Annotated in this window: 19 protein-coding genes; 7 read left to right on the top strand and 12 right to left on the bottom strand. The window is 54.3% G+C overall.

Features of this window, described 5'->3' with window-relative positions; genetic code table 11:
• The 5 genes from AC72UB_RS04975 (at position 1) to AC72UB_RS04955 (ending at position 2,846) form a co-directional block, all read left to right on the top strand.
• Positions 1 to 222, top strand: coding sequence for a hypothetical protein (locus AC72UB_RS04975; protein WP_505188788.1), 222 nt, complete (start codon positions 1 to 3; stop codon positions 220 to 222).
• Positions 223 to 425: 203 nt separating this feature from the next.
• Positions 426 to 1,259: a hypothetical protein gene (locus AC72UB_RS04970; RefSeq protein WP_505188787.1), complete on the top strand. Its 834-nt coding sequence runs from the start codon at positions 426 to 428 to the stop codon at positions 1,257 to 1,259.
• 12 nt (positions 1,260 to 1,271) lie between these two features.
• Positions 1,272 to 2,078, top strand: a complete 807-nt coding sequence (locus AC72UB_RS04965; protein WP_505188786.1) for a hypothetical protein — start codon at positions 1,272 to 1,274, stop codon at positions 2,076 to 2,078.
• Positions 2,079 to 2,169: 91 nt separating this feature from the next.
• The gene (locus AC72UB_RS04960; RefSeq protein ID WP_505188785.1) at positions 2,170 to 2,505 is read left to right on the top strand and encodes a hypothetical protein; all 336 of its coding nucleotides are present in this window, start codon (positions 2,170 to 2,172) and stop codon (positions 2,503 to 2,505) included.
• On the top strand, positions 2,502 to 2,846 hold the full coding sequence (locus tag AC72UB_RS04955; RefSeq protein WP_505188784.1) for a cyclic nucleotide-binding domain-containing protein: 345 nt from the start codon (positions 2,502 to 2,504) through the stop codon (positions 2,844 to 2,846). The genes AC72UB_RS04960 and AC72UB_RS04955 overlap by 4 nt, the downstream gene beginning before the upstream one ends.
• On the opposite strand, the gene rpoN is transcribed toward AC72UB_RS04955, so the two are convergent.
• The gene (gene rpoN, locus AC72UB_RS04950) at positions 2,843 to 4,294 is read right to left on the bottom strand and encodes an RNA polymerase factor sigma-54 (RefSeq protein ID WP_505188783.1); all 1,452 of its coding nucleotides are present in this window, start codon (positions 4,292 to 4,294) and stop codon (positions 2,843 to 2,845) included. The genes AC72UB_RS04955 and rpoN overlap by 4 nt on opposite strands.
• Before the next feature lie 341 nt (positions 4,295 to 4,635).
• On the opposite strand from rpoN, the gene AC72UB_RS04945 reads away from it, so the two are divergent.
• Positions 4,636 to 5,496 (top strand): flagellin N-terminal helical domain-containing protein, encoded by an 861-nt coding sequence (locus AC72UB_RS04945; protein ID WP_505188782.1) that lies wholly within the window; start codon positions 4,636 to 4,638, stop codon positions 5,494 to 5,496.
• Positions 5,497 to 5,544: 48 nt separating this feature from the next.
• On the opposite strand, the gene fliB is transcribed toward AC72UB_RS04945, so the two are convergent.
• The 3 genes from fliB to AC72UB_RS04930 form a co-directional block, all read right to left on the bottom strand.
• Positions 5,545 to 6,780, bottom strand: a complete 1,236-nt coding sequence (fliB, locus tag AC72UB_RS04940; RefSeq protein WP_505188781.1) for a flagellin lysine-N-methylase — start codon at positions 6,778 to 6,780, stop codon at positions 5,545 to 5,547.
• A gap of 252 nt (positions 6,781 to 7,032) precedes the next feature.
• Positions 7,033 to 7,221, bottom strand: a complete 189-nt coding sequence (locus AC72UB_RS04935; RefSeq protein WP_505188780.1) for a hypothetical protein — start codon at positions 7,219 to 7,221, stop codon at positions 7,033 to 7,035.
• 49 nt (positions 7,222 to 7,270) lie between these two features.
• Entirely contained in the window at positions 7,271 to 7,837 is a 567-nt protein-coding gene (locus AC72UB_RS04930; protein WP_463288961.1) for a flagellar basal body-associated FliL family protein, read from the bottom strand.
• Positions 7,838 to 7,928: 91 nt separating this feature from the next.
• Between AC72UB_RS04930 and AC72UB_RS04925 the strand changes: the two genes are divergently transcribed.
• Positions 7,929 to 8,786 (top strand): transglycosylase SLT domain-containing protein, encoded by an 858-nt coding sequence (locus AC72UB_RS04925; protein WP_505188779.1) that lies wholly within the window; start codon positions 7,929 to 7,931, stop codon positions 8,784 to 8,786.
• Positions 8,787 to 8,796: 10 nt separating this feature from the next.
• Here AC72UB_RS04925 and flgL read toward each other — a convergent pair whose 3' ends face one another.
• The 8 genes from flgL to AC72UB_RS04885 form a co-directional block, all read right to left on the bottom strand.
• Complete coding sequence (gene flgL, locus AC72UB_RS04920) at positions 8,797 to 10,089, bottom strand: flagellar hook-associated protein FlgL (protein WP_505188778.1); 1,293 nt, start codon at positions 10,087 to 10,089, stop codon at positions 8,797 to 8,799.
• 16 nt (positions 10,090 to 10,105) lie between these two features.
• The gene (gene flgK, locus AC72UB_RS04915) at positions 10,106 to 14,296 is read right to left on the bottom strand and encodes a flagellar hook-associated protein FlgK (protein WP_505188777.1); all 4,191 of its coding nucleotides are present in this window, start codon (positions 14,294 to 14,296) and stop codon (positions 10,106 to 10,108) included.
• 4 nt (positions 14,297 to 14,300) lie between these two features.
• Positions 14,301 to 14,615, bottom strand: a complete 315-nt coding sequence (locus AC72UB_RS04910; protein WP_505188776.1) for a rod-binding protein — start codon at positions 14,613 to 14,615, stop codon at positions 14,301 to 14,303.
• Between the two features lie 14 nt (positions 14,616 to 14,629).
• A complete protein-coding gene (locus AC72UB_RS04905; RefSeq protein WP_505188775.1) occupies positions 14,630 to 15,754 on the bottom strand; it encodes a flagellar basal body P-ring protein FlgI in 1,125 nt (374 codons plus the stop codon).
• A gap of 11 nt (positions 15,755 to 15,765) precedes the next feature.
• On the bottom strand, positions 15,766 to 16,425 hold the full coding sequence (locus tag AC72UB_RS04900) for a flagellar basal body L-ring protein FlgH (RefSeq protein WP_505188774.1): 660 nt from the start codon (positions 16,423 to 16,425) through the stop codon (positions 15,766 to 15,768).
• A gap of 14 nt (positions 16,426 to 16,439) precedes the next feature.
• A complete protein-coding gene (flgG, locus tag AC72UB_RS04895) occupies positions 16,440 to 17,228 on the bottom strand; it encodes a flagellar basal-body rod protein FlgG (RefSeq protein WP_505188773.1) in 789 nt (262 codons plus the stop codon).
• Between the two features lie 67 nt (positions 17,229 to 17,295).
• The gene (locus AC72UB_RS04890) at positions 17,296 to 18,051 is read right to left on the bottom strand and encodes a flagellar basal body rod C-terminal domain-containing protein (RefSeq protein ID WP_505188772.1); all 756 of its coding nucleotides are present in this window, start codon (positions 18,049 to 18,051) and stop codon (positions 17,296 to 17,298) included.
• 24 nt (positions 18,052 to 18,075) lie between these two features.
• Entirely contained in the window at positions 18,076 to 22,194 is a 4,119-nt protein-coding gene (locus AC72UB_RS04885; RefSeq protein WP_505188771.1) for a flagellar hook-basal body complex protein, read from the bottom strand.
• Positions 22,195 to 22,205 lie beyond the last annotated feature (11 nt).

Below are 22,205 nucleotides of genomic sequence, written 5' to 3'. Positions count from 1 at the left end.
ATGGCAAAACACTCGGCCAAACGTTCAACGGGCGATATGATCTCGTCGGTTGTGTTCTTCTGCTTCGGGCTTTGGCTTGTCTTCCAAGCGCTGGGAGATCAGAGCTCCGAATTTAGCTTTCGCACATTTGGACTCTCTGCATCTGGAGCGCTGTGCATCATTGCCGCGTTTCGGTTTGTGATTGCAGATATTCTCGCCAACCTTCTTCGAAAGAAGCTGTGACGATTGCCAACCAAAGCTGCTGAGAGTGTCGAACACAGTTCGGATGATGCCGCGCCTTGTTTAGGCAATGCTCTGTAGGAATATGGATTGGGAATGTTTGTAAGTTTTAGTTCACTCACGATTGTTGGCACGAATTGTGCTGCATATCGTCAGCATGTGCCCTTGAAAAAACAAGTTCCCTCTCGGGCACCCGGAGCCAGAACATGAGTGAGATGACCACAAATGTGGAAGACAGCATCAAGATTGCGCTTGATGCCGCTGACATGGCGACCAGCGCCGCAAGCGAGTTCGATCGGATCAGGGTCGAGAATGGTGTCGTCAGGGAAGATATGAAGCGGGTCTATCGGAAAGTCACCATTGTCTTCGCGAGCGCGTTAGCGGGTGCGGTGGTGTCCTTGTTGGGGGCATCGGTCATTTATTACAAGACACTCTCTGGCATGGAAACGGCCAACAACACTTCACTGGAAGCCTTGGTAATATTTGCTGAGAATGTTGATAAGCTGACAGCGGCTTTATCCTCTGTTGAGGATATGACCGGCAAGCTTGGCGAGATATCTGCTACTGCTGGTTCAACCGCTCAAGCGGTTACAGGGCTTGATGAGAAGGTCTCTGGCAATCAGTCTGATCTCAATGCGAAATTGGCCGCATTAGAGGAGCAGCTTGTAAATTCGGTATCGCAATTCAGTCGATCTGTTGTTGACGAGGTGAATACCGGTATCGCAACGCAGACCAAGGCTGGCGATCAGATGCTGACAGACCTGACCCAGACTTCGGCTCAGATCCTCTCTCTCATGGGCGGTACTGCGGGGTCAGGCGCTGCCGATGCTGCGGCGCCGGTTCCAGGCCTAAAGCAAGCGCAGGTTGAGGAAATCATTGCGTCACTTCAGAAGATTTTGCTAACGCAGGCTGAGATCACCGCAAAAATCAACGGCATGAAACCGCAGAAGCAACCTTCTAGCGCGGCTGCAACTAAGCCCAAGCAAAAAGCGAACTCCGCTCCCGCCAATCCCACTGATGACATGATCAAATTTCCATGATGCATGACTGCAATGGATGATGCACAGCCACAAGACGAGGACCTGCAGGCCAGAACGATGCCGCAGTTCCTAAAACTGCAAAAGACCGGCCTTGGCCGTCAGGCCCGTGCGTTTCGATTGAAGCAGGGTGATGTACTCGTCGCTGTGGACGGAAACATGTTCGCTGGTGATGCAACTCAGCTGCGGACCGTTTTTTCTGGTGAGGATCAGGTCGATGAAAGCTCGGAGGAGGACGAGTATAACGAGAGAGTCTCGTCTTTCCTCCTTACATTCTGGCGTGAAGGAACCTTTTTTAACCTGATGTTTGATCAGCCCTTGGTTGCTCGCTATGACTTTTCATCGGCGGACGAGAGCTTGAAGATAGTTGATGAATTTCAGTCACTGAACTTTGAGCCGAAGGAAACATATCTGAACTTCGAAGTTTTCAAAGATATCTACCGCAACGCTGGTTTGCATCAGCTCAAGGAAGATCCGTTAGCGAGTATCGCGCCATTGCTGTGGATGCTGAACCATCGGCTTGTTTATCCGATGATTGGTGTCATCTTGATCTACTCAATCACGTTACTGACCCACTGGCTTCTCTTTATCGCTGTTTACATTTTGGTGTGCGTGTACACGAAGCAGGCTCAGTTCAACTTGCTTCGATCGTACCAACTGTTTGAAGAGAAATACTTTTGGATGGTTCTCGCGGCAACGTCGGAGATGGACGCACGGGCGATCGCCCGCCAGTTTGATGCTGATTTGCGTTTCTCAGGAGAGAAAGTCAGGCGTCGGAAGAAGAAGCTCCAGTCTGATGCGGCAGTAACGCGGAAAACGTAGTTCTTCGGCTAAAGGTTTTCTTGCTTCCGTCGTTTTGACTGGGAGAGAGGGAGGGCCTGCGTTGTTTTTTGACCTAGTTAACAGCCTCCCATTGGACGTCTATCTGCAACAAGACTATCGCCCAGGTCAGATTGTGCTGTCTCGCGAAGTGGCGACGGATCGATTGTTAATCGTCTTGCATGGTCGTGTTTATGACCCGATCTGCCGACGCACCTATGCCCGCGGAAGCATCCTCCAACCGATAGAATTCTTCGCCGCTGATCAATATCAAGATCTGATCGTCGCGAAGTTGCCCTCTCGGGTTTTGGTGATACCTCGAGAAGACTTCCGCGATCACCTTACGAGTCAGTCTTCCTTGACATGGCTATTGGCCCGAACCATCTCGATCGAGAGACTGGCGGCGCGCGTTGCGGATGGCCGATCATGACCAAGGCTTTGCGCCACGATGCGATCATTCATCTGGATCAGTTAGCGCTTGTTCACGGCGAGGTTTTGTTCCTGCCTGGTTCGCCAATCAGTTCGATCTTCCTGATTGAGAAGGGGAACATTTTGACCTTCTCGCCATTCGGCCAGCGAAGCTCACGATCTATGGTGAGTGGGCAATTGATCGGAATGGACGACTTACTCTCACATGGCCAATGGTCCAGTCTGGGGGTCGCACATGGCCCGACGCGATTGCGCGTGTTCTGTGCCGAACAATTGCGCGCCTGCATTGATCGTTCGCCAATGGCACACCAAACCTTGCTGCGTGAACTGGCGTGCGGTTAAAGCATTCCGGACAGGGTCGCTTGGCGTTTGCGTTCAAAAGAGGACGGGATGTTCAGCTTCTCGCGGTATTTCGCGACGGTTCGACGTGCAATTCGTATCCCCGTTCCGCCGAGCATTTTAACCAGAGTGTCGTCGGATAGCGGATTTCCGATAGCCTCGCTGTCGATCAACTTCTTCAGCTTGTGCCGGATTGCGGTCGCAGCTTCTCCATCTTCATTCCCATCTGCTGTGATCGCGGCAGAGAAGAAGTCCTTGAGACGGAAGGTGCCCTGAGGAGTTGCCATCATGAGATTGGCTGTAACCCGGCTAATTGTAGATTCGTGCATAGCAATTGCGTCAGCGACATCTCTCAGAACCAGTGGTTTCAGGAATGCCACGCCACGTTCAAAGAAGTCTTGTTGCTGCTGCACGATTGCGGCGCCGACGCGGAGCGTTGTGTCATTGCGTTGTGCAATGGCACGGTCCAGCCAGCGCGCACTTGCAATTCGCTCTGTGATGAAATTTGCAGACGGCAGATCGCGTCTGCCGGTTTGCATCATCTGTTTTGCATAGCCCTTGTGCACGCGGATCGCCGGTAGTGTTGAGTGATTGAGTTCAACCTTCCAACCGTCGGGTGCGCGTGTCACAATCAAGTCAGGGGGTTGGATCGGATCTGAGCGCCCGGCAAATCGTGTTCCGGGTTTTGGGTCAAGCGCGCGCAGTTGCCGCAGCATTTCTGACATACGCTCAGGCGTGACATTGGCAAGCTTGCGAAGGCGTTTAAGATCGCCATCGGCCAAAAGCGATAGATTGTCGAGCAGCACAATGAAGTCGGGTTTTAACATGCCGCGATCTCGTGCCTGCAGGCGCAGACAATCACGCAGGTCGCGCGCGAACAGGCCCGCCGGCTCAATCTCTTGCAACTGCGCGAGAACTCGCTCGACGTGGTCCACTGCAACCATAAGAATTGCCGCGATGTCCGCAACTTTCTGGCCAAGCCAGCCTGACAGCTCGACAGCTTCGATCAAGCGTTGCGCGATTAGCCTGTCTTCTGCGGAAAAACCGATTTTCAACATCTCGGCGGTCAGGTGGGCGTACAGCGAGGGGTCTTCGGTGGCTTGCAGACTAAGCGGATCAAAACCGTCATCATCCCGTGGGCCGAGTTTGGTTCCGCGGCCAACCTCAATCACACCGGTTTCAAACTGATTGTCATAGTCGCTATCGCGGATAGGGCCATCGGCTGCGGTTTCGCCTTTTGTCATATCGACCGCTTCGACAGCCGCTGGCAGTTCGGCGGTTGTCTCAACTGCGGGGTCGCAATCCAGAAACGGGTTCTCTTCTGCTTGGCTCTCGAGATAGGCGCTCAGTTCAATATTTGTCATCGTCAGCAGGCTGATCGCTTGCTGCAGCTGAGCTGTAATCACGACAGATTGCTTCTGCCGAAGTTGATGTGCCCCCGCTAATTTCATGCAAACCCCCGTGTGCTGCAGGCAGTTTGGCAGCGAAAGCGCCCTTTTCCTAATTTTCTGTTTGACAGGTGTGCGTCAGGTAATTGACGGTTTAAGGCCTTGTTAAATATTTGGAATCGTCAGAAATCAGAGATCCAAACCGTTCTGTCAGAAACCCGTCATGCAGCCTGGTTGCAGGTGGCAAGATTCTCGCTGGCAGTCTCGTTTTCGCCTTTCTCAAGATTATCACCCCATAGGATTAAACTTTTCCAGAATGCGCCGTTTACCTTGATGAGCGTCTGGTGGGGCGCGATGAGAGAAACCGGAACGGGTGAACCCCAGATCTGTGAAAGGGCTGAAAAATGGCACTGCAAATCAACACCAACATTGGCGCGCTGATGGCGTCTGCTGCTGCGTCTGGCGTGAACAAGTCGATGGAAACGTCGATGGAGCGACTGTCGACTGGCAAGCGCATCAACACTGCTGCGGACGATGCGGCTGGCGTGGCGATCGCGTCGCGTATGACGTCGGAAATTCGTGGCACCAACCAAGCGATCCGCAATGCTGCGGACGCCCAGGCGATGATCGACACCGCCGAAGGCGCGCATGACGAAGTTGTGAACATCTTGCAGCGCATGCGGGAGCTGTCTGTTCAAGCAGCGAACGATACCAACCTGGCTGCTGATAGGACCGCCATCCAGGATGAACTTACTGCGCTAACAGCTGAAATTGACCGCATTGGCGCTGTCACAACTTGGGCAAACACGCAGTTGCTTGATGAGACAGGTGGCACCACAGGCAAGTTCAAGTTCCACATTGGTGCTGGCGACACGGCGGCATCTGACCAGATTGAAGTCACGATCAAGAAAATCAGCAGCACCGCTCTTGGCGCTGATGCGGTGAAGGTTGATGCCGCTACTATCAAGGTTGGTACTGCGGCACAAAGCCTCGCATCTATCACAGCACTTGATACTGCGATTGCATCTGTCAACAAACAACGTAGTCAGCTTGGTGCAGTGTCAAATCGCCTCGACCACACAATCAACAATCTGACAAATATCTCGGTCAACCTTGAGGCAGGTCGCTCTCGTATCGAAGATGCAGATTTCGCGGCTGAAAGTACAAACATGGCCAAGTCGCAAATCCTACAACAGGCATCAACAGCGATGCTAGCTCAAGCGAATGCGTCGAAGCAGGGTGTGCTGTCTCTACTCCAACGGTAATCCGGCATACAGCGCTGTGTCAAAGGTCCCGAGAAATCGGGGCCTTTTTCATTCTAACTGCGGTACAATTAGGCCAAGAACGGCGACGGACTTATCTTCAATCTGGTCCAAGTAGTTTGTGATCTCAGACATCAGCAAGGAATTGTGCTCGAACACGCGCGCCGTACTCGAAACAATCAATGGCAGTCGTTCTTGAATATCGCAATCTTCGACAGATAGCTTTGCGCCAACCAACTGAATGACAAAAATTGACAACCTTACTATGACTGCCTGTAGGCCCTGCAGTGCAGCGCTTGGCGACCTTGTGTAGAGAGCAGAGTTGTTCACTAAATCGTTCAAGATGTAGTTTCTTAACGCTGAATGGAGAAGTTTGCGTTCTGATGAAGAGAGATCCTTTATGGTTTTTCTATACCGGTCGACTGCCCCATCAATATCGTTGGGATCCGGCAAAATTCCATTCAACGCATCAAGGAAGCTCTTCTGAAACCTCAGGTTTCTTAGCCCATTTCGTGAGTGCCGAACAAGAATTGGCAATACTTTTGCCAGTTGGAACTGTGTGGCGGCTCGGGTTCTTGCGGCACTCTCATGCGTATTGCCGAGACTTGTGCGAATGAGCTTGATGATTTCCTGCATTTCATCGAACCGGCGCTCCTCACTAAACGCCGTCTCGGGCCTCTTTCGTAGAATGTTCAATGTCGATCCGTAGACGAGCACGAACTCCATGAACGAGACACGTTCATCCTCAAGCATCTCCAATGCTGTCTGGTGTAAGTATGAAAGTGAGCTGAAGTGTTCTGGGATTTCAGATAGAGATAGCATGTTGATCGAGGAAAGTTTGCCCTTGCCGATCTTCATGGCCTCTGTATCGAGCAGGCAAAGTCGTGCTGCTTCAGGACAGGATAAAGTTGCAACTTCAACTGTGCGCCCGGAAACGCTGCCTGCATGACGCGGGTAAGTGGTACAAGTCTTAGAAAGTGACTTTTCTCCCATTTTCCCTTGGACCATGCACAACTTATCGGTCTGTAGAAATGGACATGCGCCGGTTTGCGGGTTCATCTGAATGAATGAATGGTTTTGAGATGACCGATCTGTTTTGATCTTCTTGATCGACTTTATTGCGATTTCGCGGATCTCTGGATCTTTTGCATTCAGGTATGTTTGCGTCGTCCGCTTATCAAAAACGACACGCCACCCCGCGCAGCAACTGTCTTCGCATGCACCGCCAATGCAGCGAAACTTGTCCATATAGTTAGGTCGGGTAATCGCGGTCGCGGAGCTATCCATGCTATTCCTCCAAGGGTTCTTGGAGTAGAGCAATTTCTGTGCCGAGCTGCTGTGAAGCCCTAATAACAACGATTCTGGCTCAGCAGGGATTGCCGTCGATGCAGCTGCTGCAGGGCTAAGACTGACCGTCAGAAAACCGAAAAGGCCGCCCGAGTGGCGGCCTTTTTGTTGACAGTTGCTAGGCCAAGTAGCCTGTTCGCGGATCGAAGGGCAGGGCCGTGGATCGCGGCCAAAGCGGCAAGTTTTGCCGTGTTATTTCAGCCAGCGGCCCAAAGACACGCTGTATTCCAGGGGTGAGCTTTGGTCGGCAAAGAGCGCCAGAGGCAAGGTCACATGCGCTTCGGGGCGGTCGGCCGTGTCGAAGAACTGAATCTCGACCGCGTAATCCGCCAATGCGGTGTTGGTGAAGCCTGCCATGCCGTCACAATTGTCTTGGGCCATCTCGCACTCCTTTTGGCGGTTGGGATTGGGATGCAAGAGCAATGCCAATTTAGGTGAGAGCCAGATCGGTAATGACAATGTCCTCCACGACAGCGCCAAGTTCCAGCTTGATGAGTTCTTCATTGACCACGATTAGAAGTCGGCCCAACAATTCCTTACGGTTTTCGCTGCTGCTGAGCATCTCATCTGTCAGCCCGATCAATTCAGTCACAATCACAGGCCGAATTTGCGGCTCCAGCTCCTGCAACTTTGTAATGATGCCATCAGACTCCATGCGCGATTGATGAATGGAAAATGCCACCTGCATTTTGTAAAGCCTTTCCGAGTCAGCGAAATTTCCGGTGAATGGCATGACCATTTCAAAATATCGGTATGTTGGCAGCAGGAGGGCCGGATCAATGGGTTGGCCGTTGGCATCCAGTTTGACTTCTGCTTCTTCCGTTTCTTCGGGCACAGGGGCGTCCGCAGGATCAGGAATTTTCCCGGTTTCAATCAGATGCCCCACCAAACGATCACGTTCGGCGGGATAAAGAAGGTGGCCTGCTGAAAAACCGCCGATAACCAAGATGGCCGGTATCAGGTAGAGGGCTGCGAAGGTAAGCGCCTTTTTGATCATGACATGCGTCCTTTGGTTCGGCCAATTCGGGGTGTAAGCGACTGGAACCGTGCAAAGTCACATGATGGCCCGGCTTTTGCAAAATAAGAGCATGAGACATGCCAAGTACATCATCCTGGTGATTTTTTGTGGCCTTGGCCCGTTTTGGGCCACGCCGCTGCGCGCAATGGGAACCCCTGACTGCGAGGCAATGGCCGCGCAATTGGGCGCTCAGGCGGGTTTGCCCGAGGGCCTGCTGCCTGCCATCGCGCGCATTGAGTCTGGCTTGGCCCTAGAAGGTGGGACAAGAGCTTGGCCTTGGACGCTGAATACAGCGGGGCAGGGGCATTATTTTAAGACCAGTGCTGATGCGATGACCTATTTGCAGGCGGTGTTGGAAAATGGGCAACGCAATGTCGATATTGGCTGCATGCAGATCAACTATCGCTGGCATGGCGAGAACTTCCCGTCGCTCGCGGCGATGATGGATCCGGTTCAAAACATCACCTATGCCATCGAGTTTTTGAAATCATTGCACGCGGAATCTGGCAGTTGGAGTGCCGCTGTTCAACGCTATCATTCAAATGATCCGAACCGAGGCAACGCCTATCACACACGTTTTCTGGCAGCGTTGGACCGGGTTCAAAACGGCGAGGCCGGCCAAACCCAGTTCGCGGCGGATGTGGCCAGCTCTGCGGTGATGTCGTCGGATGTTGAGGGCTTGTATGCAACCTATTTGGGGGGGGCAGACGGCCCGCTTGTGCCCGGCATCAACTCGCTTGGCAGTGCTGGCAAGGAAGACGCCTACGAACGCTTGCTCGCGGTCCTTGCCGCTGCGGATGCAGAGGCGTTGCCGCCGGTGACAGCGCCTGTTGTCTTGGTCAAGCGGACTGAGCGCGGCGAGATTGGCCGCCGTTGGGAAGATGTAGAAGGCTTTCGCAGCTTCTTTCGTGCTCAGCCTGCTGGCTGAAACTGCGAGCTTAGCGCAGGAAGTCAAACAGAGATTGCTGGCTGATCTTGGCAAAAGCCTGTTGCGTGGCGTCCCGGTTCAGCAACAAAGTTTGCAGTTTTGTAATGAGTTCAGCCATGTCCGCATCGGCGATTTCCGACTTGGTCTTTTGAACAAACAGCGACTGCTCTTCCAAGTTTGACTTTTGCACCTGCGCGGCGTTTGCGTAGGCGCCAACCTTGGCGCGCTGGATCGAAACGTGACCGCTCGCGGTCGACAGAAGACCGATCGAGCTTGCGATCGATTGATCGGCATCCGCCAGCGTTTGCGAAGGCCCCGCGTCACGGCCAGTGGCGTCCAAAGGGGTCAAGGTCAACGCACCGCGCAGCTGAGCCTCGGCTGTTTTCTGACCCGTAACCTCATAATCTTTGATGGAAATGGTGCCATTTTTCTCATCGGTCAAGACGAGGCTACCGTTGGCTGCGTTCACGGTGGCGGTGATCCCTGTCTTTGCAGTTAGTTTGTTTATGGCATCCTTCAGGGCAACGGGGGAACCATCGATGATCTGCGCTGAAATCCGGGCGCTGCCCCCACTTCCAGAAAGTGTGAAGGCTTGCGGCATCGGGGTGCGTCCCGCCTGGGCAGACAGTCTTACCCCGCCCGGGGCCTCGAATGCGGCCGATGTTTTCAGACTGCTGGCGCTCTCCAGCGCTTGGGACAGGCCGCGCAAAACCTCAAAAACAGAAATCGGTCCTTCGTCGCTCTCGATCCGCATAAAGGCAGTCAACCCATCGACACCTGTCGAAAGCTGGGTGCTGTCTGAGACTTCAACTTTGTGCTGGCCCAGATCGCCTTGATAGGTCACGCGCCCGTCCAAGCCTTCGCTGAAGGCCGGACCTTGTGTGTGAAATCCGCCAAACAAAGGTTGGCCTGCCGCATCCTTGGTATTGGCCAACGAGAGAAGGTTTTCGGAAATCTGATCCACTTCGATGCGCATCGCCATGCGGTCGGTTGACGAGTAGGTATCGTTGGCACCTTGGATGGCCAGTTCGTTGGCGCGCGTAATGAGTGTCTGGACTTGCGCCAGCACATTATCCGCAAGGTTCAGCCGGCTTTCGGCGCTGTTCACATTCAGCTTATAGCGCTGGATCCGCGCGTCGATTTCCTCAGCGGCTGAGAGCCGGGCAGTTTCCACCGGCGCGACTGAAGGAGAGATTTCCTTTTTGCCCGTCGCGATCTGCTTTTGATAGCCGACAGCCATTTCATTCATCTGACCCAAAAGCCGCACCGTTTGCTGATTGAAGTGTTTGGTGCTGATTGCCATGTGAGGCCCCCATGAATTACGAAATTGCGTCGAGCAGCGATTGCAGCAACTCGGTTGATGTGCGCAGAACGCGTGCCAAAGCTTGGTAGGCTTGTTGCTGTTCCAGAAGTTTTGCCGCTTCAGTATCCAAGTTCACACCCGAAAACTCTGCGTCCTGCTGCACAGCTGCATCCTGGCGTGCTTGCGCTTCGCTGGCGCTTGTCTTCGTTGCGCGGGTCTTGGCGCCCACCTCGGTCACAATCGCGCCAAAGCGCTCACGAAAGCCGCCTTCGCCTGTCTGTGCGTTTCTGGCTTGAAGCCCCATCAGCGCGGTGATGTTGGTCGCGTCACCGGTGCCCTTAAGGTTTGCAGCAACGTTGAACTGGTCGCCCGTGATAAGTGCGCCGTTCAGTCGGAACGTGTGACCCGCAACGGAAAAAGTGCCGTCTTCGCCCAGGTAGCGTGTGGCCATGGCGCTGCCGGTCGATTGATCGAAAATCTCAACACGACCACTCGTGGCGTCCATCACCCGAAAGGACAGGTTGGGTGCAGCTTGCTCTTGTTGGGTGTTTGCCGGGCTTAACGCGCTGGCGATCATGCGGGCGCCAGTGCCGGTTACAAGGACAATCAAGTCTTCATTCGGCACACCGGACAAGCGCAAACGACTGCCGTTCTGAGCGCTGCTTGCGCCTAACAAGGCGATCGGGTTGCCGTCAACAGAGTCAAATCGCAAGCCATCATCCGTCAAGGTGACTTGGGCGCCTGCGGTGACCAAACGTAAGTTTGCCGCACCTGCACTTGCCAGAAACCCTAATGTGGTTTGGTCATTGCCCGCAGCCACAAGCTGGACCCGCGCTGCGCTGGTCCCCTCTGCCAAGGCTCTAAAGGTTACCCCTGTTGGCAGTCCAGTCGCCGTAAAGCTGTCGGCGGTTCGATTGTAAAGGACTGTCACATTCGTGACGGATTCCCCATAGGCGAGTTTCAGCGCGAAGCTGGTATCGCCCAAGGGTTTGCTAAACACTTGTCCGGTGATCTGACGCGAGGCCTCTGACGTTAGGCCAAAAGCGGCTGCCATATTCGTGGGCGTGTCCGCAGACAGCGCGAGCGCCTGACCCGAAAGGCTGCCACCTGTCGCGGATATCTGCAGTCGATTTGCGCTGTCGAAATAGGCTGTGATGCGATTGGCCTCTGGCCCGAGGACACGTACCTCGTTATCCACCATTTCAAGCTGATAGGTTTCGCGTCCAAGTGTGACCCCGATGACGCTGCCATTTGCTGGCAAACCAGAAAGCGGCAGCGGCGCCCCTGTCATCGAGGGAACGCTGCCCAAGCCGCGCAGAGCATTTGCCATGGCTTGGGCCACGGTGGCAGACTTCAAATCTGGCAGCGTGCTGGCCTTCACGCTGACCGACAGGCCCCCAAGGTTCAGCGAGAGCGTGGTCGCCCCAACCGCAGCCGAAAGGCCATCCGCACTGGACTCATTGCCATCCAGGCCTTCGGTCAGGTTGAAACCTACCTCTTGCCAACCGCCAGCAGAGTCACGCGTGCGGCTCATCAGGCCCTGCGTGAACGCATCTGTTTGGCTTTGCACCGCGGCTGCGCCATTGAAGCTTACCGAAAAGTCCGATGCCGAGGTAAGTGTGACTGTGCCGCCGACTCGAACGGCCGAGTTGCCGCTCACCCCGCCAAGGGTCAGCGCAGTGGCATATAGCTCACCATCTTCATCGACCGCACCAATGGTGAACTCGCCACCGCTTGCTGTGACCTGTGCCAAAGCAAGATCATCACCAAGGTCGCTGGAAAGAACCAACCGCGTGCCATCTGCACCGAGAAGGGCGGAGAAGCCAGTAAAGGCGCGTTGTGCATTGATCGCGGTCGCTAGTTCGCTGAGCGAGCCGTTTGCTACACCCGAATTGATGGTGATCGGGGTCGTGTTCGCGCCGGTGATCTGGAATGAGATCGTGCCATCCTTGATGTCGCTCAGGGCAACCCGTGTGCTTGCACGAGCCGCAAGGCCGGTGTCGGCAGATTGCCCTTGCACGAGGGACGCAATGTAGCCTGCCATGGTCCCTTGCGGCAGGGCGATGGTGCTTGCTTCTCCTTCAAGCCTCAGCGTCAAGCTGCCCGCTTCGCTGGATCGAAGCGGTAAACTGCTGCCAGCTTTCTGGAACGGCGCAAAGCCCGCGCCTGAAATCGTCAATGTCGCGCCGCCCGTAGGACTGACGCGGTCCACCGTCATGCCACGATAAGAGGTGTTCAAGTAGTCTGCGCGATATTCCGCGTCGGGCAAGAAACCATTGGCCGCAGTCAAGTAGCGGATGACATCGGCCTGACTGAGCGCGGTTCCGGCAATCTGCACGCCTTCGCGCGTAAAGATCTGAATGTCACTGGCCGCGGAAATGCGAGGGGTTACAAGGCCACTGGCTCCACCAAGGCTTCCGCCGGAGAAACTGGCGGTTTCTGCGGCAAGGGTCAAATTCGTACCGGACCCGGCAGCGTGCAAACCCAGATCCGCCAGACTAAAAGCGCCTGCCTTCAAGGCCCCTGTGTTCAAAGCCTGTGCAATGCGTTCGATTGTCTTGGCATCGCCTGCCAATGCGGAATTGTCAGGCCAAGCGAAAGTATGGGTGCCTGCAAAGGCACCTCCAGCTAAGGTCACCGTCAAGCTCGCCGCTGCAGTTGTTTGAGCACTGCTAAGCGTAAAGCTGATTTGCTCTTGCCGGGTCAGTGAGGCGAGATCAGCCCGAACCGTGCCAGCCGGAATGATCCCCAACACGCCGTTTTCGCGCAGCCTTGCCCCTGCAAGAGAGGACAGGTCATTGCCCGTCACGTCCGAAAGCAGCGGAAGATCCGTCGGGGTGATCGGATTGCCGCCGACCACGCCAAGCGACGCACTGCCTAGATTGGACGCGTTTGCGCTCGCCATTATCATCGAGGCCGCCGCCAGTTCTTCGGGACGTGTCAGCAAGAAGCGCAGGTTTGCAGCCTTGCCGATCGATGGTGCCAAGGTGAAGCTGTCTCCATTCGCCGGCTGCCCGGAGATATTGACGCTCACCCCGTCTAAGGTGATCTTGGACTTCGGCGTCTGAAGGACGCTGCCATCGGGCTTTGTGCCTACCCAACCAGATTTGGCGGCATCATAGGTGAAGGTCACAGGCTGGGCGTCGGCGGGTGTGATCTGTGCGGCAGTTATACTGGTCGAAAAATCCCCCAGATTGGTTGGCGCGCGCGCAATCGCCCAGCTGTCAGCGCTGAACATCAGCCCGCCGGGCTTGCCATCCAGCGATAAGCCCTGTGCATGTACAGCGTTAAAATCCTGAGCCAGTTGCTTGGCAAGGGCGTCCAGCTTGTTCAAGGTCAGTGAAACCGTGTCATAAGCGGCAATCAGCCCGGCAAGCCGGCCGGATGTGACCTCTTGCGTTTCGGCTATGTTTCCATTTTGCCCTGCCAACACAAACAATCGATCATCTGTGCGTTGCAGCGCCACGGAACCTGCTTCGGTGGCTGTCCCGAGGATCGGCCCATTTCCAGATGCGCCCAGCCGCACGCGTGCAGCGCCGTTTGACAGGGTGTCAACCGTCAAGCCCACATATTGCGACAGATCTGCCAGTGCCTGGTCGCGCGAATCCAGAATGGAATTGGCACCTGAACCGGCGGCACTGGCGACCACCTGTCGCTGTGTATTTCGAAGCCCTGTCAGCAAGGAGTTCATCTCGCCCACAGTGATTTCGGCTTGGGCGAAGATTTGATCTTTGAGGTCAGACAGTGCTGAGGAAGTTCGGGAAAATGCGCCTGCCAAAGCAGTGCCTTGGCTGATCGCGACCACGCGACCTGACAGGTCTGCGGGGGATTGAGTGATTGAGTTCAGGCCGTCAAAGAACTCTTTTAGGAAAAAGTTAATGTCATAGTCATCCGGCAAGATCGTCGATTCAAGTGCCTCATGGCTGACCCGGCTTGCGTCTGCCTCTGCAAAGTCCGACGTTGCGCTGCGGCTTCTGGCCGCCAGAAAGACGTCAAACGCGCGGCCGATATCGCTGACTTGAACGCCTAAGCCAGTCTGATCGGAAATCGTCGTAATGTCATTCTGGCCCGCAGAGACTTCGCGCATATTGACTTCGCGCCGCCGGTAACCCTCGGTGTCAATATTGGCAATGTTTTGCCCGGTGACCGAGAGCGCCTTGCGATAGGCTTGGATCCCACTGGAAGCAATGTCGAGCAGGCTGGCCACGCGATCACTCCTTCACTTTCGGCAAAGCCCCAGAAAACTGCGCGTAAAGCGCGCTGGCAATGCCAAGATCGGCCTGACCGGCAACGGACTCTGCGTATTCGGCATCCAACATCGATTGGAAGGAGTCGTCTTTTTTGCTGTCAAATAGGCCGTCGGCCAATTGGGTCTGATGGCCTTGCGCCAAGATCATCCGAACGAACATCGATTCAAACGCTTCGGCGGCCTGACGCAACTCCTCTGGGCCAGCGTTCTTGGCCGAGATCGCAGGTCGACCAAAGGCGCTGTCGGTGCCAAGAGAAGCCTGGGGAAGGGGGGGCATCTTGTCCATTGGGCTCAGATCACGATGAGTTCAGCGTGCAAGGCACCTGCTTCGTGCAGAGCGTCCAAGATTGCCACAAGATCAGACGCCGAGGCTCCAACCGCGTTGATCGCATCCACCAAAGAGGACAGAGAAACGCCCGCATCAAACACAAAGGCACGCGCTGTCTCTTCGTCGACGGCAATCTCGCTGTCTGGTGTCACCGTGGGGGCAGCCGGGGTAATGACGGTTTGATTGTCGTTCATCGCCACGTTGGAATTGGGTGTCACACTGGGGTCTTCGTTGACCTTCACGGTCAATGACCCATGCGTGACCGCTGCGGGCGTCACACGCACATTGCCGCCAATGACAATGGTTCCGGTGCGCGAGTTTACGATGACAGTCGCGGGAGGTTCCGCCTCTTTGACGTCGATGTTCTCAAGCAAGGACACAAACGAAACACGCTGTGCCGCATCTTGCGGTGCGCGCACCCTGACCGAGCTTGAATCCAACGGCACTGCGACGCCTGCGCCAAAGAGCTCGTTGATGGCCTCTGCCATGTTGTGCGACGCGGTGAAATCGCCGCGGTTCAGGTTCAGGATCAAATGGTCTGCTTCCAAAAAGCCCGTCTCGACCATCTTTTCAACCGTCGCCCCGCCCAAGACCCGGCCCGTCGTCGGAATGTTCACCACCAAGGACGATTGATCTGCGCCCTCGACTCCTAGGCCTCCAACCACCAGATTGCCCTGCGCAATCGCATAGGTTTCGCCATCTGCACCAAGAAGCGGCGTCATCAGCAAAGTGCCACCCCGCAGCGACTTTGCCCCGCCGACCGTGGACACCGTGACATCCATTTTTTGGCCGGGCTTGATGAACGGCGGCAGTTCCGATGTCACCATCACGGCAGCTGCGTTCTTCGCATTCAAACCTGCCGTGTCTGTCACAATCCCAAACCGCGACACCATCGCTTGCATGGACTGCAAGGTAAGCCCGTTGCCACCATCACCGGTTCCTGCCAAGCCCACGACAATCCCGTAACCAACCAACTGGTTTCCGCGCACACCGGCGATCGACGCCACGTCCTTTATCCGCTCTGCCACAGCAGCGCTTGGAACCAGCAGAACCAAGGTAGCGAACGCAAGACGCAGAAAACGTTTCATGATTGCGTCCTTTAGAACGGATTGACGGCAGTTAAGGTTCGGCCCAGCCAACCTTGTTTGCCGGTGTCCGCCAGTTCACCCGCGCCGATATACTTGATGTCGGCGTTCGCAATACGGTCTGATTGAACGACGTTGTCGGACGAAATATCCTCCGGTCGCACGATACCTTGGACGCGAATGTACTCATCGCCGTTGTTCAACGTGAGGCGCTTTTGGCCAAGGATTTCAAGGTTCCCGCCCGGCAAAACACGTATCACGTGGACAGAAACTTGGCCCGTCAAGGAGTTGGACTGTGCCGCCGACCCAGATCCCGTGAAATTCTGACCGCCGCCTGTCGCAAGCTCACCGCTTGCGGATGTGGCCAACAACGGCAGTGTCAAGTTTGTGCTGCTGGTCTTGGTGGACGCCGCATTTTGTGACTTCGTTGCCGAGAAGCTTTCGGTAAAAGCAATGGTCAAGATGTCCCCGACACGCGCGGCGCGTCTGTCCGTAGCAAAGAGACCGACCTGCGCGCTTGAGTAAATCGCGCCACTCGGCATTGCCGAGGGATCAATCTCCTCTGGCATGTTATAGATCGGCTGGTAGTCTTCGCTTGCCCGCTCCTCAACGACCTCGGAGCAGGCTGTGAGTGCCAAGAAGATCAGCCCAAGCTTGAAACTAGATGTCGTCATCACGCGACCTCCGATCAAAGATTGTTCGAGACGTAGCGCATCATCTCATCAACTGCGGTGATCGATTTCGAGCTCACTTCATAGGCGCGTTGGGTTTCGATCATGTCGACGAGTTGCTGAACGACATTGACGTTCGACCCCTCAAGGAAGCCCTGGGTAATCTTCCCAAAGCCACCTTCAAACGGGTTGCCTTCAATTGGGCCACCCGAAGCAGGCGTCTCCACTGCAAAGCTCTCGCCAATCGGCTGCAGACCGCGTGGGTTGATGAAATCCACAAGCGTCAGTTGCCCCACTTCTTGAGGTTCTGCCTGCCCGCCGACCAATACGGACACGACGCCGTTTGCACCCACGTTGATCTCCGTCGCGCCCTCGGGAATCTGAATTTCGGGTTGAACAACATACCCTGACGCCGTGGTCAAAGTGCCTTCCGCATCCCGGGAGAATGCACCATTCCGCGTGTAACCCATGCGCCCATCAGGCAATAGAACTTGAAAGAAACCCTGGCCATCAACGGCCAAATCCATCGAGTTCTCTGTGCTGATCAAATTGCCCTGAGTGTAGAGCTTGTCGGTTGAAACCAACCGTACCCCAGTGCCGATGGTCGCGGACGATGTCAGCATTGTTCCGTCGGAAGTTTGCGCCCCACCTGATCGCATGACCTGATAAAGCAGGCTTTCAAAGTTGGCGCGATCTCGCTTAAAGCCGTTTGTATTTACGTTTGCCAGATTGTTGGCAATGACCTGCATCTTGATCTGCTGAGCGTTGAGACCCGTGGTCGCAACATGCATAGCGCTTGAAGACATGGCTCAAGTCCTTTTGAAACTGCTATGTCTTCTGTTGCAAACACCGTGCCATAGTCTCAGAAATTTGTTATTCGTTGGGCAGCCGCAAAAGTTGCGCGCCGCCTTCATCCAAATCTTTTGCAGCCGAAATGAGCTTCATATTGATTTCAAACTGCCGTTGCATCTCCATCGAGAAAACAAGTTCTTCAACGGGATTGACGTTCGACGCTTCAAGCGCATTCTGCATGATCTTGCCAGATTGATCCGGTGTGATCGCTGTTCCGTCTGAATATCGAATGTGCCCGTCAAGATCTTTAGCCATCTTGGAGACTGGAGCAGTGGTCGAAATGAACCCTACAGAGACGAACTGTCCAACCTCTGCTTGAAGGGGGTTCACCAAGACCTCGCCGATCTGGGTGATCTGAATCTCTCGAAATGCCGGAATCTCAATTGGCTGCATTGCGCTCGACATCATGACACTGCCAGCGCCGTCAATCAACTGACCCTCAGAGTTGGTTTTGAGATCTCCGCGACGGGAAAGCGCAAAGTTTCCCGCGCCAGGATCTACAATGAAGTATGAGTCATTGACCAATGCGATGTCCGTCGCGAGATCGGACGGCGCGATCGCGCCTTGTTCCTCGGAGAACTGATTGGCTCCCATTTCCAATGCGAATGCACGCGGGCTAAGCTGGCCGTCTTCCAGCATAAAACCGCTACCCCCCTCGTTCTGCATTTCACGACGGAATCCCGGAACCGCCATATTGGCTAAGTTCTGGGATGTCGTGAACCGAATGTCATAGAGGTTTCGTATTGAGTTCAGTGCAGTATGGATCATGCGGTCCATTTCAACGACCCCTCTCTAGTGATATTACATTCGGATGTTGATGATGGTCTGCGTCAAGGTCGTCGTCGTTTCGATCGCCTTCGCTGCAGCTTGGAAGTTGCGCTGCGCAGTAATCAGGTTCACCAATTCTTCTGTGATATCCACGTTCGAACGCTCCAGCGAACCCGACTGAACACTACCAAAGCCCTCGGAGCCAGCCTCGCCCACTTGCGGTGAACCAGATACCGCTGTCTCCACATAAGTGGCGTTACCGACCTGTTTTAGACCGTTCTGGTTGTTGAACGAGGCGACTACAATCTTTCCCAACGGGTTGTTTTGCCCATTGGTGTAGTTGGCCCGGATCGTCCCCGCGCTATCAATTTCCAAGCCATCAAGACGACCAGACGTAAAACCGTCTTGCTCGACCGAGAGAACCGAGAAGGGTTGTGCATATTGGGTAGATGCAGAGAAATCCACCGCCAGAGAAATCGAGAAACCATCGCCTTGTTGCTCGAAACTCACCATATTCTTTGGGCTGACCAGTTTACCCGTCTTGTCAAAGGTCAACTCGCCTTCATCAATATAGAGGGGGTAGTATCCTGACACCATGTTCTCTGGCGGAGTGGTGACCACATTGCCGTCTGGATCCACATAGAGTGCAACGCCATCGGCGTTTTTGGCTTGCACAAGATTATAGATCTTCGGGATCGCACCGACGCCCAAAGGCACATCGTCAAGCCCAAGCCGGGAAGTGCCTTTGACTTTGATTGTTGAGGCATCACCGGTCGTGCCAGTTATAAAGGTGAAGCTGTTCGTTGCCGCCGAATAGCGCACCGTCACGCCGCCCACACCTTCGCCAGTCACGGGGTCGGAAATCTGGTTGATTCTCTCCTCAAGCGCGGTGGCGAGGGTTGTACCCACATAGTTCCCCGCTGGAATTTCAATCACGCCAGAAATCCCGTTCACCGAAATGTTGAAGATGTTCTCGCCACCGTTTCCGGTCAGTCGGAATACATTGGTCAGATCACCTTGCGCTGCCCTGCCCGTTGCGATTGCAGACTGTGCTGCCAAGCCTCGCCCGGCGTTGAAGAGATAGTCAGACTTTGTAACGCCAAATCCAAGAACAGAATTCTCACCACCACCGATGATCCGATTCTCAAGATTTATGACTTCGCTCGCATCAACCGTTCCATCACTGTTTAGCGTCCTGCGACCGATTTGAATATTTGAAGCTTTTTGGGAATTGGAAACACCAATGGCGCCATTCTCGGCGATATTCTCGCCGGTGGTACCAGAGTTGATTACAAAGGACTTTGTGTCAGACTTATATCCGACCGTGACTCCGTAGCGTTTGTCGTTCAACTGGATTTCTTCGCCGTCTGCGACAAAGCTCTCAGCCGACAAGATCTCCCCACCACGGATTAGCACCTGGGTCGCATTTCCGCTGTCAGGGATGCCGAGGTTGTTTGTATCTTGAGCGTCTGACGATCCGTAAACTGTGAACGAATTGAAGTTGGACCCAGTTCCGGTCCCAAGAATCGTACGATCGACGGAGAACTGGAGCCTTTGGTTAACGCCATCATAAGACACTTTGATGGCGGGGTTGGTCTCGTCCACCCAGTTTAGTTTATTAACCAAGTTGATTCTTGTTTCTGAGTTCGCAATGGTCGTTGTGCTGGTGCCATCATAAACAAAATTTGTTAGACCTAGCGAACTGACGGCGGACTGTTTCGTTCCAGAAGACGGATTGAACAGCAGACTGATGGCGGCGTCGTTGTTGCCAAATACAAAGGCGGTTGCAGGCAAATTCAGGCCCGAAGCGTCGATCTTGATCTGCGTATAATCTACTGCAGGGGTAACGGACGAGTCGGTCACAGTCACACCGTTAGAGTTGATCAGCTGTAATGTGCGCCCATTGAGCGAGGTCCCGAATTGCCCGTTGGTGGGACCCCGCAACTGAACGGTTGCAGATTCAGGATTATAGCTGGCCTTCGGGACCAGAAGGGTAATCTCCTTTTTAAGCGGATCGTAGGAAAGCTTGTTCGCGTTGACCGGTGCCGCCAATGCGACGCGCTGATCGAAGTTCGAAATCACGAAGGCATGCTCATAGGACGTATCGGATGTTTTTCTGTTGGCATCAGTGCCGATCTCACGCAGCACAATCTTGGAACTGTTAAAGGTTGTGACGACCCCCTCAGTCCCATTCTTGGCACCTTCAAAAAACGCTTCAACGTCTGATGATGGGTTAAAGAGCAGATTGATTGCTCCGTCGCTTGAACCATATGAAAATCCAGTCTCTGACAGTGCCAATCCGGAAGCATCAATCTGAATCTTTGTGTAGATGCCCTCGGTAACGCCTGCTGAGTCAATCAGGCGCAACGTTCGGCCATTCAACAGCGCCCCAAACTGGCCAGTGGTCGGACCTTGCAGCTGAATTGTGGCTGACTTTGGATCATAGTCTGCCGACTTTACGTACAACGTGATTTTGTTTTGCGTCGGGTCATATGTAAGCGTGTTAGTACCATTGGCAGTCGTCAGGGGTATGCTGCCATCAAAGACCGACAAAGAAGGCTTATTGCCAAAGTTGGAGTATGCGAGAAATTTGGTTTCACTTGCGGCGGTGATACCTGCCGTCCCAACATTGTGATCAAGCTGAATGATTGCAGGCGCGCTCGGGGGTGTCGAGATTTTTTCTCCCACTGCGCGTGTGAACAGTCGTCCATCCAGACCCAGGGTCGCTGCACCATTGTTCCCAGTTGGATCGATATAATCATTCAGGGTTGCATTGATGCGTTGTTGGACATGCACCAGAAATTCATCTTTTGTGAAGTCAGGGGAGGCGCCGTCGATGGCAATGCCCGCGAGTTCCGAAACAGACGTCTCCTTCAGAAGATCAACGGTAATTCTGTTCTCACCAAGGGAGACCGGACTTCCGTCGGTTCCAAGTTTAAAAAGATCGATTGTCAACTCGTCGTCCACGTTCTGAACAATCTGAAACTTCTTATCATCGCCATAGGCTTCATTAATCGCGCGCTCAACTTCTGCCGCAAGCTGGGTTGCGTTGTACTTTCCCGGTCTTAAATTAATAGACACTGGGGCGTCACTGTCATCAACGTTGACCAGCAAGAAGTCCTTGCCCCAGAAAACGCCGGAATTCGTGTTGCCACCCTCTTCCGTGGCGGGGAACATGAGTGGATCCGTCACAATCTCAATGAGCTTGTCGCCTTCTTCGCCAAAGTCAAAGCCAGCTTGTTCACCCTGAATGGACGCTGGCTGTGAGTTCACCTTTGTGCGAAGATCGTCGAGCTTATAAAGAGGTGCGCCCTTTCCTTCCAGGAAGTAGTTGTCATCAGGAACCTGCGTGGTCTGATTTCCGAAACGGTCTACGAAAATCTGCTTACCGTTATCATTCACAGCGGCGACCAGATTTGGATCGATCACTGTGTCATCAATAACAAGCCGAGTGTCGTATTTGTTCGTCGGATCCGACGCAGAAGCATTTTGCGTCTTGATGAAATAGATTGTCGCAATGGTCGGGTTTCCAAGGTCGTCAAAGATGGTGATCGACGTGGAGTTGGTATAGCTTTCGGCGTCACTCGGATCAAAAACATAGCCGTTTGCGAATTTTGGAAGATTCGTGACAACCGGTGCATCAGCGGGCACGTTGACGCCAAGGCGAATATTTGAGGTTGCGTTCGGGTCGCCGGACGTCACTGGGAGTTTTAGCGGCACGGCGCTGTCGAGGTCTTTGGCCGTGACAGATCCGTCGGTGTTCACCGGGTAAGTCAGCAAATACTGTCCCGAGCTATCGACAACATATCGGTCATTGTCCACGTTAAACGACCCATTGCGGGTGTAAACGGTCTGGGACGAAGTGAGCGAGGGCTTTAGCGCAAAGAAGCCCTGACCAGAGATCGCGAGGTCCAGTGCGTTCAGTGATGAAGCAATGTTGCCTTGGGTGAATTGCTGCTTAATGCCCTTTAGGATAGCACCCGAGCCAATTGACGAAGATGAGTTCTGCAATGGAGACGTCGCGAAGATGTCGCCAAATTCGGCACGGCTTCTTTTGAAACCGGTCGTTCCGACGTTGGCGATGTTGTTGGACGTGGCCGAGATATCTGATTGCGCGCCGTTAAGTCCGGTCAGTGCTGTGTAGAATGACATGAGTTTTGCCT

Source organism: Allotabrizicola aquatica (SeqCode) (assembly GCF_965194375.1).
Classification (GTDB): domain Bacteria; phylum Pseudomonadota; class Alphaproteobacteria; order Rhodobacterales; family Rhodobacteraceae; genus Tabrizicola_A; species Tabrizicola_A aquatica.
This window is presented reverse-complemented; position numbering and strand designations above follow the sequence as displayed.